Annotated in this window: 10 protein-coding genes and 3 tRNA genes; 7 read left to right on the top strand and 6 right to left on the bottom strand. The window is 53.6% G+C overall.

What is annotated here, in order from left to right; translation table 11 throughout:
• Positions 1-13 precede the first annotated feature (13 nt).
• Positions 14-1,516: a glutamate/gamma-aminobutyrate family transporter YjeM gene (yjeM, locus tag AC791_RS03105; protein WP_049839014.1), complete on the top strand. Its 1,503-nt coding sequence runs from the start codon at positions 14-16 to the stop codon at positions 1,514-1,516.
• A gap of 35 nt (positions 1,517-1,551) precedes the next feature.
• Here yjeM and AC791_RS03100 read toward each other — a convergent pair whose 3' ends face one another.
• The 5 genes from AC791_RS03100 to rsgA all read right to left on the bottom strand — a co-directional run bounded on the left by AC791_RS03100 (position 1,552) and on the right by rsgA (position 11,194).
• Complete coding sequence (locus AC791_RS03100; RefSeq protein WP_228136867.1) at positions 1,552-2,385, bottom strand: DUF6708 domain-containing protein; 834 nt, start codon at positions 2,383-2,385, stop codon at positions 1,552-1,554.
• 19 nt (positions 2,386-2,404) lie between these two features.
• Positions 2,405-5,494, bottom strand: coding sequence for a T6SS effector BTH_I2691 family protein (locus AC791_RS03095; RefSeq protein WP_148677740.1), 3,090 nt, complete (start codon positions 5,492-5,494; stop codon positions 2,405-2,407).
• Between the two features lie 235 nt (positions 5,495-5,729).
• Positions 5,730-9,056, bottom strand: a complete 3,327-nt coding sequence (gene mscM, locus AC791_RS03090) for a miniconductance mechanosensitive channel MscM (RefSeq protein WP_049839012.1) — start codon at positions 9,054-9,056, stop codon at positions 5,730-5,732.
• Positions 9,057-9,076: 20 nt separating this feature from the next.
• Positions 9,077-10,045, bottom strand: a complete 969-nt coding sequence (gene asd, locus AC791_RS03085) for an archaetidylserine decarboxylase (protein WP_049839011.1) — start codon at positions 10,043-10,045, stop codon at positions 9,077-9,079.
• Positions 10,046-10,141: 96 nt separating this feature from the next.
• Positions 10,142-11,194, bottom strand: a complete 1,053-nt coding sequence (gene rsgA / locus AC791_RS03080; RefSeq protein WP_049839010.1) for a small ribosomal subunit biogenesis GTPase RsgA — start codon at positions 11,192-11,194, stop codon at positions 10,142-10,144.
• 129 nt (positions 11,195-11,323) lie between these two features.
• Here rsgA and orn point away from each other — a divergent pair, with 129 nt between their 5' ends.
• The 4 genes from orn (at position 11,324) to AC791_RS03060 (ending at position 12,420) form a co-directional block, all read left to right on the top strand.
• A complete protein-coding gene (gene orn / locus AC791_RS03075) occupies positions 11,324-11,869 on the top strand; it encodes an oligoribonuclease (protein WP_049839009.1) in 546 nt (181 codons plus the stop codon).
• Between the two features lie 191 nt (positions 11,870-12,060).
• Positions 12,061-12,136 (top strand) — tRNA-Gly (locus AC791_RS03070).
• A gap of 66 nt (positions 12,137-12,202) precedes the next feature.
• Positions 12,203-12,278, top strand: a tRNA-Gly gene (locus tag AC791_RS03065).
• Between the two features lie 66 nt (positions 12,279-12,344).
• A tRNA-Gly gene (locus AC791_RS03060) sits at positions 12,345-12,420 on the top strand.
• Between the two features lie 272 nt (positions 12,421-12,692).
• Here the strand turns inward: AC791_RS03060 and queG are convergent.
• Positions 12,693-13,832 (bottom strand): tRNA epoxyqueuosine(34) reductase QueG, encoded by a 1,140-nt coding sequence (gene queG, locus AC791_RS03055; protein ID WP_049839008.1) that lies wholly within the window; start codon positions 13,830-13,832, stop codon positions 12,693-12,695.
• Between queG and nnr the strand changes: the two genes are divergently transcribed.
• Together nnr and tsaE are read left to right on the top strand one after the other, a co-directional pair.
• The gene (nnr, locus tag AC791_RS03050; RefSeq protein ID WP_049839007.1) at positions 13,831-15,357 is read left to right on the top strand and encodes a bifunctional ADP-dependent NAD(P)H-hydrate dehydratase/NAD(P)H-hydrate epimerase; all 1,527 of its coding nucleotides are present in this window, start codon (positions 13,831-13,833) and stop codon (positions 15,355-15,357) included. The two genes, queG and nnr, sit on opposite strands and share 2 nt — an antisense overlap.
• Complete coding sequence (tsaE, locus tag AC791_RS03045; RefSeq protein WP_049839006.1) at positions 15,350-15,811, top strand: tRNA (adenosine(37)-N6)-threonylcarbamoyltransferase complex ATPase subunit type 1 TsaE; 462 nt, start codon at positions 15,350-15,352, stop codon at positions 15,809-15,811. Before nnr ends, tsaE begins: the two co-directional genes overlap by 8 nt.
• The last annotated feature ends 15 nt before the right edge of the window (positions 15,812-15,826 follow it).

Genomic DNA, 15,826 nt, shown 5'->3' with positions numbered 1-15,826 from the left:
TATGGATGGTTTTATGAGTCATACAATAAAAAAGATGAGCCTGACCGGGCTTGTCCTGATGATATTTACGTCTGTTTTCGGCTTTGCCAATAGTCCTTCTGCATATCTTTTGATGGGCTACAGCGCCACGCCGTTTTATATTCTCTCCGCCCTGTTCTTCTTTATTCCTTTTGCGCTAATGATGGCGGAAATGGGTTCGGCGTATCGCAAAGAGGAGGGTGGGATCTACTCGTGGATGAACGATAGCGTAGGTCCGCGCTATGCGTTTATTGGTACATTCATGTGGTTTTCATCCTACGTCGTCTGGATGGTCAGTACGGCTGCCAAAGTGTGGGTACCGCTGTCGACGTTTCTTTTTGGCTCCGATAAAACGCAGATAGGGTCCTTCGCCGGCCTGAGTTCGACGCAGGTTGTAGGCATTCTGGCGGTATTCTGGATGCTGGTTGTCACCTCTGTGGCCTCAAAAGGCATTAATAAAATCGCCCGCATCACCGCAGTAGGCGGTATCTCCGTTATGTGCCTTAACCTGGTTCTCCTGCTGGTAAGCATTACGATCCTGTGCTTAAACGGCGGCCATTTTGCGCAAGGGATTAATTTTGTTACCTCACCTAACCCGCATTATCAATCCGGGCTGGCGATGCTCTCTTTTGTGGTGTTTGCTATCTTTGCGTTTGGCGGCATTGAAGCGGTCGGCGGGCTGGTGGATAAAACCGAGAAGCCTGAAAAGAACTTTGCCAAAGGGATCATTTTTGCGGCAATCATTATTTCTGTTGGCTATTCGCTGGCGATATTCTTGTGGGGCGTGAGCACCAACTGGCAGCAGGTCCTCAACAACAGCAGCACCAATCTGGGCAATATTACGTATATCCTGATGAACAGCCTCGGCGCAACATTGGGTCAAGCCATGCATTTGTCGCCGGAAAGTGCAGCAATCATGGGGATCTGGTTTGCCCGGATCACCGGTCTGTCGATGTTCCTCGCCTATACCGGCGCATTTTTTACCCTGATTTACTCGCCGTTGAAAGCCATTATTCAGGGCACGCCAAAAGCGCTATGGCCGGCAAAAATGACGCGTCTGAATCAGGGCGGTATGCCTGCCAATGCGATGTGGATGCAATGTACGCTGGTCTGCCTGTTTATCCTGCTGGTGTCTTTCGGCGGCGATACCGCGTCCGCGTTTTATGACAAATTGACGCTGATGGCGAATGTGTCCATGACGCTGCCGTACCTGTTCCTCGCGCTGGCCTTTCCTTTCTTCAAAGCGCGTCAGGGGCTGGATCGCCCGTTTATTATTTTCAAAAATCGTACCAGCACGTTTCTGGCAACCGGCATTGTGGTGCTGATTGTCACTTTCGCCAACATCTTCACGGTCGTTCAGCCTGTGATTGAAGCAGGTGACTGGAGCCGCGCAATGTGGATGCTCGGCGGGCCGATCTTCTTTTCGCTGCTGGCTACGGCGATTTATGAGAACTATCGTTGCAGAATGGCTAAGCAGCCTGAGCGGGCTGTTGGATAAGTGTAAAAGCGTCCGGCAGGGAGACCTGCCGGGCACTACCCCGTTTTATTTGAGCATTTATCGGGGGCTGTCATCGATTCGCGATCCAGATCGTCCGGCCAGCAATACTGATACTCTTCCGGCGTCCAGCTAAATGGCCGGGCAGAGAACATCGGCGTGGCGGGGACTTTGCGGCCCTGCATATACTGGCAAATGTGGCTCCACTCGGCCCAAATCATGCGGATATCGCCGACCACCCGCGTGACCGGAAAGCGGTGCAGCACCTGGCGGGTCCCGGGACTGCAGACGGCGCAGACCAGCTGGCTGCCGAAGGTATAGCGGCCTGGCCAGAAATGGCGCTCGCCATACACATCCTCCCAGTCAAAAACCTTCACCACCACGGGCCAGCGGGCCCACGGATTCCATCTGCGCTGGAACTCATACACGTAGACTTTTTGTCGCTTGCGGTTAAAGCGGATGGGGGTTGAGCGTGGGCTAAATACGACTTCTCGCCACGCAAATAACCAAAATGAAGAAAAAATAAAAAGCGCGAAGGAAAGCATTAAAAGAAAGGGTAAACTAAGAAGCATTTCAAAAGAAATTCCTCCACAAATATATATAGCTATGACAGCTGTTAGCATGAATATTAAGAACCACAGTACACCCCATGATTTATTGGTATAGCAGGGAATTTCCATCCAGGTGCCGTTCATTTTCGTGACCCGGATAAGCTGAGGTTTATAGCTCTGCTTTTCTTCCCGACCCGGCAGATCTTCCTCCCAGTAGTCGGCCTGCGGATACAGTATCGACCGGGCAGGGCGGCTGCGTCTGGCCTGCTCAATATCGGCCAGCTCCTGTGCGGTGATCGGAGGAAGCTTATGGTTTTTCATTGTTTTCTGCACTGTTAACCTACCACTCAGCCATAACTATTAAACTTTCCCGATACTGCGCATTGGTGACATCCGGCCAAAAATGCACGCTCAGCGCAGCGGATGGACATTGCGACTCTCTTATGCTGATACAAATCAGCATAATGACGGCCTCGTCAGTGACGATTCGCGTGCTTTGCGGATTGGTACAGCGGGGATGAATACGGGTAGTGTCTGGCTGTTGGGCAACGTTCAGGGAGACTGACGTCAGTTCCATATCACCGGACGCCAGGGTGTACTGTAAAGCAGATATCCCGTCTTTATAGCCGGGGAGTACCAGCTTAATTTTCACTTCACGATAATATTCGCCGTAAATAATCATCGGCGCACTGAATGCAATTTCTGCCACCGTGCCTGAAATCACGGCGTACCAGGCTTCAAGCATGCGGGGCAAGTCTTCTTTGACGTTGGCATGCCAGACCATATCACTGTCATGGCGATTTTTGCCAAAACAGCTGCAGCGTAGCCAAACTTCCAGCGGCGTGCTGCGATATTGTTCGGCGGCATAGGCAATTCCGGCTCCGACTAATATCAGGAGCGCACCGAGGCCTGCCATACCGGTAAGGGCAAAAACGCCGTTCCAGGAACTGATAACGCCTAGAGTGCCGCCAGCAATGGTACTAATACTACCGAACAAATATAATCCGGAAGACAACGTGTCTCCTGATTTATACGAGCTAAAAGACTGAATAAACATCCGTATCCCATCGATAACCGCAGCCGCCCCGGCAATAATCCCGCCCGCTTTTATCAGCGGATGCACAAATCCCGAATCGTCCAGCGCCTGCCAGCTCATCCGGGTCATCAGCATATGGCTGAATCCACCGATTTCTGACGCCGCGCTCAGCACCATCAAACGATTGATGGCCAGGGTCATCGAGGCATCGGTATGGTTGCCGACGGCCTGAGCGAGATTGTCAGAATTGTGCTGCCAGTCGCTGATTTGCAGGCCCAGCATGACCGCTGAAAGCACCAGTCCCACGCTGTTACCGCTGAGAAAACGACGATTGCGCTCAGTCAGCAGCGTCTCTGGGGGGACAGCGATCGGTGCATTGAGATTGCCTTTTAGCGAGACCGAGGACACGCGCAGGCCATGCATGGCTGATATTTTCTCTGGTAGTGAGGTGTTGTCAGGAAGTGCCTCTAATGCGGCCGTTGCCTGAAGATCGGTGGTCGTTATACGAATGGTCAACGGCAGGTTCAGCAACTTTTCGTCAGTGATGTTTATAAGGCCGCCTGTCGCAGCAGCAAATCCTGTCTCTCCCGGCATAAAGTCGCCGCCGAATGCCGCGCTATTGCGGGCAACGGAAAGGGTTGACCAGGAATTGGGGTGGAGATTTACCAGTCGCTGAAAGCGTTTGAGGGTTGTCTCCATCTCCAGAAGATGAACGGTCTCGCCGGTAATGCTATAAGCCGAACCCTGCAATATGCGGCTGTAACCATTCCGCGTGGCAATATCCAGCTTGCTTTGAAGTCGACTGTAAGCGGCGCTCAGTGCTGCGATGCGCCCCGTGACCAGTAACTGAACATCATCCAGTTTCAGGAAGCTGGCAAACTCATCAGATGCGCCCGCTGTTTTCAGATAAGAGTAGCCTGCCGCGCCGTCAAGAATGGCAGCGGTATCGGGAGCCAGTTCCTGCATGGCTTTCGCTGTCTGCAATTCATTTATACCCGCTATGCCGTCAAAAATAGCCGCATTCTGAGTATGATTTAGCCCCAGCAAGCCGACATAAGCCGGTGAGTCGGGCTTCTTCATCCACTCCAGCCAGACATTATCGCTGTGCTCGAGAGGCCCCCCCTGCAGGCAAACTGACAGTGTTTTCATGTGCAGAAGCCAGTCGCGATTATTTTTTTGCGGGGCATAGTCATGATTCATCGCGATTTGCCATGCCCGTCCTGAGTAGCATGCGGCCAGATCGCGGTCGATCGCCGAAATTTTTTCCTGCCAGCCACCAACACAGCTCTTATATTTTGTCTCGAATTCGAGGCGAGCCGATTCGTTATAACATGCATTTAGTCGGGCAAATTCAAAGGCGGTATTTCTGGTGGCAACGTCTGCGGCAGTAGTGGTCTGCTGCATCGCCACGGGATAGCCTGAATCCGGACGGCCATACTCAGGCTGGCTATTGTTATTAATAGCCTCCTGCACGATTTTAAAGGTATGAGAAATAGCTTGAGAAGTCATATGCTGATGACGAATATCTGTGCGGGAGGTCCAGGCGTGGCAGTCCTCGATAAGTTGCAGGCGACCATAGTTAAGTTCCTGAATGACCCCAACGGCATCATCCAGAATGACAGCCCCGGCAGTGCCATATTTGGCGATAATCTGCCCAACTTTACTGCGCATGGCATGCATTTTATCCTGATCTATCCGCGGATAAAAACCGTGCATTCCGCCTCGTGCGACGTGCTCGCAGGTACCCACGGCAAACCCCGGCTGTGGGGAGAAACCTGTACGAAATTCGGTTACATTTTCGGTTAATGAGGAGAGGCTGTAATCCAGCGCCATCCCGCGTTTCTGACTCTGCGGTGATTGCCTAAATGCTTTCAGGTCGATATGCGTAAAGCGGCCTTCCGGGCGTTTTTTCAGGTAGGCTGCCAGCACTTCCTTGCTCCACGGATCGCTGCTAAACGCTATCTCGGCATGGTTCCATTCGGGATCAATGTTGATAAAACTTGCCGTAATATCATGGTTGATCTCCCGGCAGGCCCGGCTCAGCAGCTCTACGCGCTCACCTTCCGGTCTGTTCTGGTAACAAAATGCACGCATGTGTCCCTCAGCGGTGACCTGATAAGCCTGCCAGACAATTTCATCAAGCAGCACGTAGAGATACCCTTCACGCAGTGTACGCAATGCATATTTATATTCACCGCCGGTCAACTGACTGGTTTGAGTGGGAACATCAGGTTGCCATGAGGGTGCGGTACGGCGGGTGATCGCAGCAATACGCAGCGGGAAGATAGCCAGCCCTTGACGCTGGCAGGCTTTACAGCCGGAGGGCAGTACGGCTGCCTGTCGAGCGGCGACGCTGATTCGCATCGCCTGGTCACGCATTGAGAGAGTATTCATTCCTTTTTACCTTGCAGGTAGAGTGGCGTCCTTGTGGCACTGCATGGCAGGAATATCGTAGGGTCAGATGATGTCCCGGCCTTTGCGGGAGCAGCTTATAGGGTAATTAAGCGACGGCCAATAACGCCTCGCTGAAATGACTCTTTAGCAAATCTTAAAATGTTCAGGAAAATTAATGAATAGGATGAGAGGTCAGTAAGCCTGCCTGTGGTCAGGCAGGCTTACTAAAGATGAGCTAAACGCTTCCTGCCGGACGCGTTCCTCTCCCCGCAGAGCTTAATGTGCGTCCGGTTTGCCGACCTGCCAACGTCTCGAGCCGCATCTGGAACGGCGGGAACGGCATATCAATCCCGTGCTCGCGGAAGCCCGCCAGAATCAGCTGGTGGATTTCGTGACGCAGCGGCATCCGGTGGCCCATTTCGGCCGCATAGATACGTAGTTCAAAGATTTGAATACCCTGCTGGAGATCGACCAGAAATACCTCCGGCGGCGGATTATCAATCACCAGCGAGCAGCGCTGGGCAGCGGTCAGCAGAATTTGAGTAACTTCCTCACTGTTCGCCTCCGACGGGGCTGGAATGGTAAGTACCACACGGGTCACCGAGTCCGACAGCGACCAGTTGATAAACTGCTCGGTGATGAACGCTTTATTCGGCACGATGATCTCTTTGCGATCCCAGTCGCTGATGGTCGTCGCACGGGTATTGATTTTAGTGATGCTGCCGGTCAGATCGCGAATGGTTACCGTGTCGCCAATACGGATCGGCTTCTCAAACAGAATAATCAGGCCGGAGATAAAGTTGGCAAAAATTTCCTGTAAACCAAAGCCCAGCCCCAGACCTAATGCAGCCACCAGCCATTGTAGTTTCGACCACTCAATACCGATCATCGAGAAGCCGACCAGGCCGCCCACCAGCATTAACAAGTATTTTGTGATGGTCGTAATGGCATAGCCGGTGCCGGGCGCAAGTTCCAGATGCTGTAGTAGCGCCAGTTCAAGCAGGGCAGGCAGGTTGCGTACCAGCTGTGTGGTAATAATAAACACCAGAATCGCAATCAGTACCGCGCCGAGAGTAATTGGCTCAATACTTTCCACGCCCTGAAGCGTGGAGGTCGCATCCCACAGCGTGATATTTTCGAGGAAACCAAACGCCGAGTGAATTTCTGACCACAGAACGATCACCGAGAGCAGGGCAATTAACATCAGGATCGAGCGCACCAGCCGCAGCGACTGGGTACTGATCGCATCTAAATCCAGCTCGCTTTCATCGATTTCGACCGCCCCTTCCAGGCTGGTGGCATGAGGCGCATCTTCTTCGCCGCGCGCACGCTGAGCAAGGATCTCCGCCCGGCGGTGTCGGGCACGATCAAAGGCCAGACGACGTCGCTGAATCAGCATCCAGCGGCGAATGATATGGTAAACCACCAGCAGCAGGAACCAGATAGCGACTGAGGTTTCCAGACGCGCCAGCAGCGCCTGCGCAGTGGCCAGATATCCCACTGCGGCGGCAAGAATAGCTATCAGCGGCGCGCCCATCATCATGTTCCACAACATGCTGTTGACCATATTGTCGCTGTTACCCTCTTTGTCGACGTACAGCGGGATACCGGCGCGTTTCAGGCTAAGGGTCACTATCGCCAGCGCGCCGCAAATCAGCATGAAACACAGACGGCCCAGCGAGGCAGAAAATTCCCGATCGTTAAGATTATCAAACATGATCAGCGCCATGATCAGCGGCACAATCAGTCCAATACTCATCAGGTAATAGCGCATGGCGCGGGCAACACGGTTACGCGGCCAGCCAAAGTGGACGACAAACAGGCCGGTTGGACGGGCAAAGGTGGCACAAATCATCACCACCCATAGCAGCGGTACAGTGGCAGTGACACCGTTACCAATGGCCACGGCCAGCGGATAAGGCCACGCTTCGCGCAACCCGTACCCCAGCGTTGCCCACAGTACCGGTAACGGTGAGGCGACCAGAATCGACCAGAATACCGTACGTAACGTCAGCCAAAAGTGATCCTGCGTGACTTTGCCAACGCGAGAGGCAGAGCGTTCCAGAAAGCGGGTAAAATGCCGACGCGAGTAGATACTAAAGCCCACCAGTACCAGCGCGGCAAACAGCGGTAAGAGCGTCTCTTTGCTGGTCAGCATCATAATGCTGGCTTTACCCAGTTGACTAACTGTATCCAGCGAGATCAGACGGCGTAAATCCTGCACAACTTCGAGCGGCCAGGAAATGGTCAGAGGATTGACATCTGCTGTCCAGAACAGGTAGCGATGGGTCGCTTCATTAACCTCTTTCAGCGCATCTTCAAGCTGGCTGTTGGCCACTTTCAGTTTGGTCAGCTCAAGGATCAGGGTATCCCCGCCCTGCAACAGAGACGAGAGCAATTCACGCTGGGTGCGCAGTTGCGCCTCAAGTATCCGACGTTGTTCGGCGGTCAGCGGCTGGCCGTCGGCCTGCTGCGTCTGGCGTAGCTGAGCCTGTTTATTCAGTAAATCCTCATAACGCATCCGGTGGACGCGCAACTGGGCCATTTCGGTATCAAGCTGCTGCGGTTTGGGCATTTCCGGCAGGCGTGCCACCTGCGCACGCAAGGCATCACCCAACATATTCGACATACCGAGCCACTGGGCCTGCTCGCGCAGCGTGTTAAGCGCCTGGCGAACCTGAAGCGTCTGGTTGGTAGCCTGGCGCTGCTGGGAGGCCACCAGGTCCATACGCTGCGCTTGCTGATTTAACGCCTGAGACAGATCGCGGTTGACGGCAAATTGCCTGACGATATCCGGCGGCAGGTTACCGCTGTTTTCAGCCAGCAGTTCGGTACTTTCCAGCGCCTTTTCTGCTTCGCGCTGGCGCTGGCTATTAACCTGATTACGCAGGGTTTGTAGCCAGGCATCCAGTTGCTCACTTTGCTTTTGGGCCAGCGCAGAACGCAGACGTGACAGCTCCTGGCGATTATTTGCCGATAACTGTGCCAGCTCCAGCTCATCAATTAGCGCTTTCAGTTTTGCCGATTCCGCCTGCACAGCCAGATTTTGTGCCTGACTTAGTGCGGCGTTGCCACTTTGCGTACCTGCCCGGCGCTCGACCTCATTAAGCTGACGGCGAGCGTCGGTCTGCTGTTGAGGAAGTTGATTGAGAGAATCAGCAATGTCACGCGCACGCTCCTGCTCCTGCTGCGCCTCGCGGCTTTTATCCAGAAGCTGACTGCTGACCTGAAGAATTTCCTGATTAAGCGCATCGGTCGACATGCCAGCCGGAACGCTACGCGGCTCGTCACGCAGGCTATTAAGCTGAGCGCGCAGGGTTTGCGAAAGTTTGGGGAAGTTATCGATAACCTGCTGATACTGTTGCGCGCGCTCAAGGGAGCCATTTCGCTCCTCAAGCGCGTTAAGTGCAGACTGGAGCGCCTCAATGGCTTCGGGCTGGGCGGGTTTTGCCGCTTTTGCCTGCTCCAGCTCCTGGGTTATCTGTTTGGCATCGGGGGCCGTCGCCGCGTACGCCCCCATACTGAGGCACCAGGCCATCAGAAAAGTGATAATCAGGCGCACGGAAAACCCTTTATGTTGAATTAAATAGTGTCTCGCTTATCGTCAACCAGCGGGCTGGCATCCAGCTCGGCGTTGACGTCTTCTTCCGCCAGCGGCGCGGGTTCCGCATCCGGTTGGACCAGCACTTCCGTTGAAACGGCGAGCGGCTGACCAATTTTTGTGACTGACAGACTGTGTAACGTGTCGACCAGATCCACTTTACCCGGGGCGAATAAGTTAATCACGGTTGAGCCGAGTTTAAAACGGCCCATCTCCTGACCTTTCAGCAGCGCAACCGCGCCTTCACTTTCGCCTTCCGGCCAGGTCCAGCGTTTAATGATCCCTTCACGCGGCGGGGTAATGGTGCCAGCCCAGACGGTTTCAATGCTACCTACAATAGTCGCGCCAACCAGAATTTGCACCATTGGGCCAAATTCCGTGTCGAAAAGACAGATAACGCGCTCATTTCGGGCAAAAAGATTAGGCACATTTTGCGCCGTCAGATGGTTTACCGAAAACAGGTCGCCCGGCACATAAATCATTTCACGCAGGATGCCGTTACACGGCATGTGGACGCGGTGATAATCGCGAGGTGAAAGATAGGTGGTGACAAATGAACCGTTACGGAAACGATCGGCTAACAGATAATTGCCTGCCAGCAGCGCTTCCAGCGAATAGTTATGGCCTTTGGCCTGCAGGATTTTATCGTTTTCGATTTTGCCTAGCTGGCTGATCACCCCGTCAGCCGGCATTACCAGGACGGCGGGATCGGTATTAAGCGGACGCACTTCGTCGCGCAGCGGACGGACGAAGAAGTCGTTAAATGTGCGATAGCTGGCGGTATCAGGCTTCTGCGCCTCTTTCATATCGACGTTGTAGTATTTGACGAACAGATCGATAACCAGTTTCGTCAGCCAGCCTGCGCGTTTGCTTGCGCCCCAGCCCGCCAGGCGAGTGAGCCACAGTTTCGGCAGGATATATTGCAGCGAAAGTTTAAGATCGTTTAACACGATAGCCTCCAGGCCTTTGTTTTGTCGTTCCTGTCCCCGCCTGGTATGCAGGGACATGAAAAAAGGGGACGATTTTAGCGGTGCTAAGCATAAATGTCAGTTATCGGTTTCAGAAAAGTTTTTACGCGTCTTTACCTGCGCCATCGTTTCCAGAATACGGTGATAATTGGCAAAACGGCTCTCGGCGATTTTTCCCTGCTCAACAGCTTCACGGATCGCACAGCCGGGATCGGTATCGTGCTTACAATCACGATATTTGCACAGGCCCAGATAGTCATGAAACTCAACAAAGCCGTGGGTGATCTGATCCGGCTCCAGATGCCAGAGGCCAAATTCACGTACGCCCGGAGAGTCAATGACATCGCCGCCGTGCGGGAAGTGGTACAGGCGCGCGGCTGTCGTGGTGTGCTGACCCAGACCGGAGTTATCAGAAACATCGTTTGTCAGGATCTCAACCGGCAATCCCAGCAGGGCGTTCAGCAGGCTGGATTTACCGACCCCGGACTGACCCGCAAAGATGCTGATACGGTCGGTAAGCGCTTCTTCCAGCGGCTTCAGACCGTCCTGGGTATAACTCGATACCATCAGGACCCGATAGCCAATATTGCGGTAGATATCCATCTGCTCATTCACAAAAGCCAGGCCAGCGTCATCCAGCAAATCAATTTTATTGAGCACGATGATAGGTTCTACATCCAGCGTTTCGCAGGCGACAAGATAGCGATCGATGATGTTGACGGATAATTCCGGCAGGATCGCCGAGACAATCACGATTTGGTTAATGTTGGCAGCAATTGGTTTCACGCCGTCGTAGAAGTCCGGGCGCGTCAAAACGGAGGTACGCTCGTGGACGGCTTCAACGATACCTTTGACGTTAACGCCTTCGGCCGCGGCTTTGCCGGGACGCCAGACCACGCGGTCGCCCGTTACCAGAGAACGGATCGTGCGGCGGATATTACAGCGGTGCGTTTCACCGTCGGCAGATTCAACATCGACATGCATACCAAAGCGGCTGATAACGATGCCTTCTGACGGTTCGCCAAACAGGTTGTCATCGTAATCGGGTTTCTCTGCCGTCGTCTTAAGTCGGCGCTGATGATTGGCATTAACGCGGCGCTGCTGACCTTTGGAGAGTTTATTTTTACTCAATCGTACTGACTCCTGGTCGCCCGTGAAGGGCAAAACCTCTATGATACATACTAACGATTAGGATTACCGACCCGTCATGCATCATACCGGTGACGAGTCCTGAATATAAAATTATGGGTGGAAAATAGCATGAGTGCAGATGAAAACAACCTGATTTGGATCGATCTGGAAATGACCGGGCTCGATCCCGAGCGCGATCGTATCATCGAAATTGCCACCCTGGTGACCGATGCGAATTTAAATATCCTTGCAGAAGGCCCGACTATTGCGGTGCATCAGTCGGCAGAACAACTGGCGTTAATGGATGAATGGAACGTGCGTACGCATACCGGCAGCGGGCTGGTTGAGCGGGTGAAAACCAGCCAGATTGATGACAGAGCGGCCGAACTGGAAACGATCGCCTTCTTGCAGAAGTGGGTGCCGGCAGGTAAATCGCCGATTTGTGGTAACAGTATTGGCCAGGATCGCCGCTTTTTATTTAAATATATGCCGGAACTGGAAGCCTATTTCCATTACCGCTATCTGGATGTCAGCACCCTGAAAGAGCTGGCGCGCCGCTGGAAGCCGGAAATCCTTAAAGGGTTCACCAAACAGGGCACTCATCAGGCAATGGATGATATCCGGGAATCGGTGGCCGAGCTGTCTTACTACCGCGAACATTTTATCCAGTTGTAAACGCCTGTTGGCGCTATGCGGGCAGATTGGCTTGCGAAGCGCCATATCTGACGTTAAATTGTACGCTTTGCTGATAAAAACAGCACTTAATCAAAAAGATTTAAAAATTGCGCTGCGAAGGCTTGCAGCATAAAGGATTTCTCGTATAATGCGCCTCCCGTACCGATGCAGAAATTGCAGCGTTACACAGAGCGGGAATAGCTCAGTTGGTAGAGCACGACCTTGCCAAGGTCGGGGTCGCGAGTTCGAGTCTCGTTTCCCGCTCCAAAATTTGATACCATCCTAATCACAGGATTTCAGGCCGCTATAAGATAGCCTGAAAAACCAGATTAAGCGGGAATAGCTCAGTTGGTAGAGCACGACCTTGCCAAGGTCGGGGTCGCGAGTTCGAGTCTCGTTTCCCGCTCCAAATTTGAATGTCATCCTAATCACAGGATTTCAGGTCGCTACAAGATAGCCTGAAAAACCAGATTAAGCGGGAATAGCTCAGTTGGTAGAGCACGACCTTGCCAAGGTCGGGGTCGCGAGTTCGAGTCTCGTTTCCCGCTCCAAATTTCTTACTCACAAAATACTTTATCCACAGCGGCAACGCCCGTTGAATGGGGTATTTGTTATTTCTGACAAACTTCTGTAAACAGACTTATCCACAGGCTGCTATTGACGCCGCATTGTCACGAAATATTCAACATGTAAATTATTTCGATCTAACTATTTGAAATAGATGCCAAAAATAATATTTCAAAATGTTAATTAGATCGCTTGACGATTTTTTGCGTGTTGAATATCAATAGGTTTTTAATTTTATTCACAAGCTGTGAATGGATCAGGCATCGCGCGGTAGTCCTTTTTCAATCACCCGTACCAGGCGCTGTTTTTTCGGTAATTGCACTTCAACAACGCAGTCATTTCGCTTCGTAATTTGCTGCGCAATCGCCCAGTCTATGTGTTCGTCAAGAAGTGGGTGCTCACCCCGGCGCGTTTCCAGCGCCTGGATATTCGCTTCATCCCACGGCGCATTTCCCAGCGCTACGGCAATATTACGCAGCCAGCGCAAATGACCAATCCGGCGAATAGCCGATCCCTCAGTCACTTTTAAAAACCACGCTTCGCTCCAGCTAAATAATTCAATCAGCTCCGGCGCGTGCAGAGATTTGCGCGGGCTAAAATCCTCTTCTTCGGTAAGTTGCGAATAGCGGTTCCACGGACAGATAAGCTGGCAATCATCGCAGCCATAAATACGGTTACCCATCAGCGGACGGAATTCTTCAGGAATGGCCCCTTCCAGTTCAATCGTCAGGTAAGAAATGCAGCGACGGGCGTCTACCGTGTAAGGTTCGACAATCGCGCCGGTGGGGCAAATGGTCATACAGGCCACGCAGCGGCCGCACCCTTCCTCTACCGGGCTGTCTACGGGCAGCGGCAGGTCGATCAGCAGTTCGCCGAGAAAGAAAAACGACCCGGCATCGCGGCTAAGGATAAGTGAGTGCTTACCTGTCCATCCAAGCCCGGCTTTCTCTGCCAGCGGACGTTCAAGTAGAGGCGCAGAATCGACAAAAGGTCTAAAATTCAGCGACGCGCACTGTTGCTGGATTTTCTCCCCGAGCTTTTTTAAGCGGTTGCGTAACAGCTTGTGATAGTCGCGCCCCAGCGCGTAGCGGCTAACGTAACCCAGAGAGGGATCTTTCAGCGTGCGGGCGAAAGCAGCATTGGCGGGGAGATAGTTCATTCTCACGCTGATCACGCGTAGCGTACCGGGCAAAAGCTCATGCGGACGAGCGCGCATCATACCGTGACGCGCCATCCACTCCATCTCGCCGTGGTATTGCTTATCGAGCCACGCCTGAAGTTTTGGCTCGCTGGCGCGTAAATCGGTGTCGGTAATTCCGACCTGCTGAAACCCGAGTTCAGTGCCCCATTGTTTAATATTTTGCGCTAACTGATTGAGATCGAGGGGCTGAGACATGACGGACCATAAGATGACGGCAAACTCTGCCAGTATACCACACACTGTCTGGCCTGCGCAGGCGCTGCCGCGTCTTGAGCAGGAGGGGGCAGATGCGCTCGGCGTCACATTATATGAATTAATGCAGCGCGCAGGGCAGGCGGCGTTTACCCTGGCCCGTGAGGCATATCCTCTCTCCCGGCACTGGCTTGTCCTCTGCGGCACCGGTAACAACGGTGGCGATGGCTATGTTGTTGCGAGGCTGGCACAGGCGGCAGGTATTCAGGTCAGCCTGATCGCGCTGGAGAATCACAGGCCGCTGCCGGAAGAGGCAGAAGCGGCGCGCCGCGCCTGGCTAAATGCGGGTGGGACAATTCATGCGTTGGATGCGGTATGGCCGGAAAGCATCGATATCATCGTTGATGGCCTGTCAGGTACCGGCCTGCGTAGCGCCCCGCGCGACGCGACTGCGACCCTGATCGATCATGCTAACGCGCATCCGGCACCCGTTGTGGCACTGGATATTCCCTCCGGTCTGCTGGCACAGACGGGCGCTACGCCGGGGGCCGTCATTAATGCCGCCATGACGCTCACGTTTATTGCCCTTAAACCGGGTTTGTTGACTGGCAACGCGCGCGATGTCGTTGGAAAGCTGCATTATCATGCGCTGGGTCTGGAGAAGTGGCTGGCCGGTCAGGAAGCACCCTGGGCTCGTTTTGACGGTATTCAACTGGCACACTGGCTGAAGCCGCGCCGTCCCACCTCGAATAAGGGCGATCACGGCAAATTGCTGATCGTTGGTGGCGATCACGGGACGGCTGGTGCTATCCGTATGACCGGTGAGGCCGCGTTAAGAGCCGGTGCAGGGCTGGTACGAATACTCACTCGTAAGGAGAATATTGCACCCATCATCACCGCACGCCCGGAGCTGATGGTGCAGGAACTGACGCCAGAGAACCTTGACGATAACCTGCAATGGGCGGACGTTGTTGTGGTGGGTCCCGGCCTCGGTCAACAGAAATGGGGCCAGCAGGCGCTGCATAAAATTGAGAATTTTCGCAAACTCATGCTCTGGGATGCGGATGCGCTGAACCTGCTGGCAATCAATCCGGATACACGTCACAATCGCCTGCTGACCCCGCATCCCGGCGAGGCTGCCCGGTTGTTAAATACCAGCGTGGCAGAAATTGAGAGCGATCGCTTACTTTCTGCCCAGCGTCTGGTAAAACAGTATGGTGGCACGGTCGTGCTGAAGGGCGCAGGCACGGTGATAGCCAGTCATGAAGGTGCACTGGGCATTGTCGATGCGGGCAACGCGGGTATGGCCAGCGGTGGCATGGGCGATGTTCTGTCCGGCATCATTGGCGCACTGCTGGCGCAAAAGCTGTCGCTGTATGAGGCCGCCTGCGCGGGATGTGTGGCGCACGGTGTTGCGGCTGATAAACTGGCAGCGCGCTACGGTACGCGTGGCATGCTAGCTACCGATCTTTTTTCCACGCTTGTGCGTGTTGTTAACCCGGATGTGATTGACCCAGACCATGATTAATCAAGTGCTTCCTTTACCCGACGAACAAGCCACCCTCGATCTTGGCGACCGAATTGCTAAGGCCTGCCAGGGGGCAACCGTCATCTATCTTTATGGCGATCTTGGCGCCGGTAAAACCACGTTCAGCCGCGGTTTTTTACAGGCCCTGGGGCATCGCGGCAATGTCAAAAGCCCAACGTATACGTTAGTTGAGCCTTATACGCTCGACGGCCTGATGGTTTATCACTTTGATTTGTATCGTCTTGCCGACCCGGAAGAGCTGGAGTTTATGGGCATTCGCGATTATTTCACCAGCGATGCAATTTGCCTGGTGGAATGGCCGCAGCAAGGGACGGGCGTACTGCCCGAACCCGATATTGAAATACACCTGGAGTACCAGGCGCAGAGTCGTGAGGCGCGTATTGTTGCTGTCTCTACATCGGGTAATTCGCTGCTGGCGCGTGTAGCCGGTTAACCTTAAGGGTGACGG

It is taken from the genome of Klebsiella sp. RIT-PI-d, from assembly GCF_001187865.1.
Taxonomy (GTDB): domain Bacteria; phylum Pseudomonadota; class Gammaproteobacteria; order Enterobacterales; family Enterobacteriaceae; genus Superficieibacter.
The sequence above is the reverse complement of the archived record's forward strand: the minus strand, read 5'-3'. Positions and strand labels throughout refer to the sequence as shown.

What these genes read in the sequence shown, in the direction of transcription:
- yjeM (WP_049839014.1), top strand. Translation starts at nt 14, where the DNA reads ATGAGTCATACAATAAAAAAGATGAGCCTGACCGGGCTTGTCCTGATG.
- AC791_RS03100 (WP_228136867.1), bottom strand. Translation starts at nt 2,385, where the DNA reads ATGAAAAACCATAAGCTTCCTCCGATCACCGCACAGGAGCTGGCCGAT.
- AC791_RS03095 (WP_148677740.1), bottom strand. Translation starts at nt 5,494, where the DNA reads ATGAATACTCTCTCAATGCGTGACCAGGCGATGCGAATCAGCGTCGCC.
- orn (WP_049839009.1), top strand. Translation starts at nt 11,324, where the DNA reads ATGAGTGCAGATGAAAACAACCTGATTTGGATCGATCTGGAAATGACC.
- nnr (WP_049839007.1), top strand. Translation starts at nt 13,831, where the DNA reads ATGACGGACCATAAGATGACGGCAAACTCTGCCAGTATACCACACACT.
- queG (WP_049839008.1), bottom strand. Translation starts at nt 13,832, where the DNA reads ATGTCTCAGCCCCTCGATCTCAATCAGTTAGCGCAAAATATTAAACAA.
- tsaE (WP_049839006.1), top strand. Translation starts at nt 15,350, where the DNA reads ATGATTAATCAAGTGCTTCCTTTACCCGACGAACAAGCCACCCTCGAT.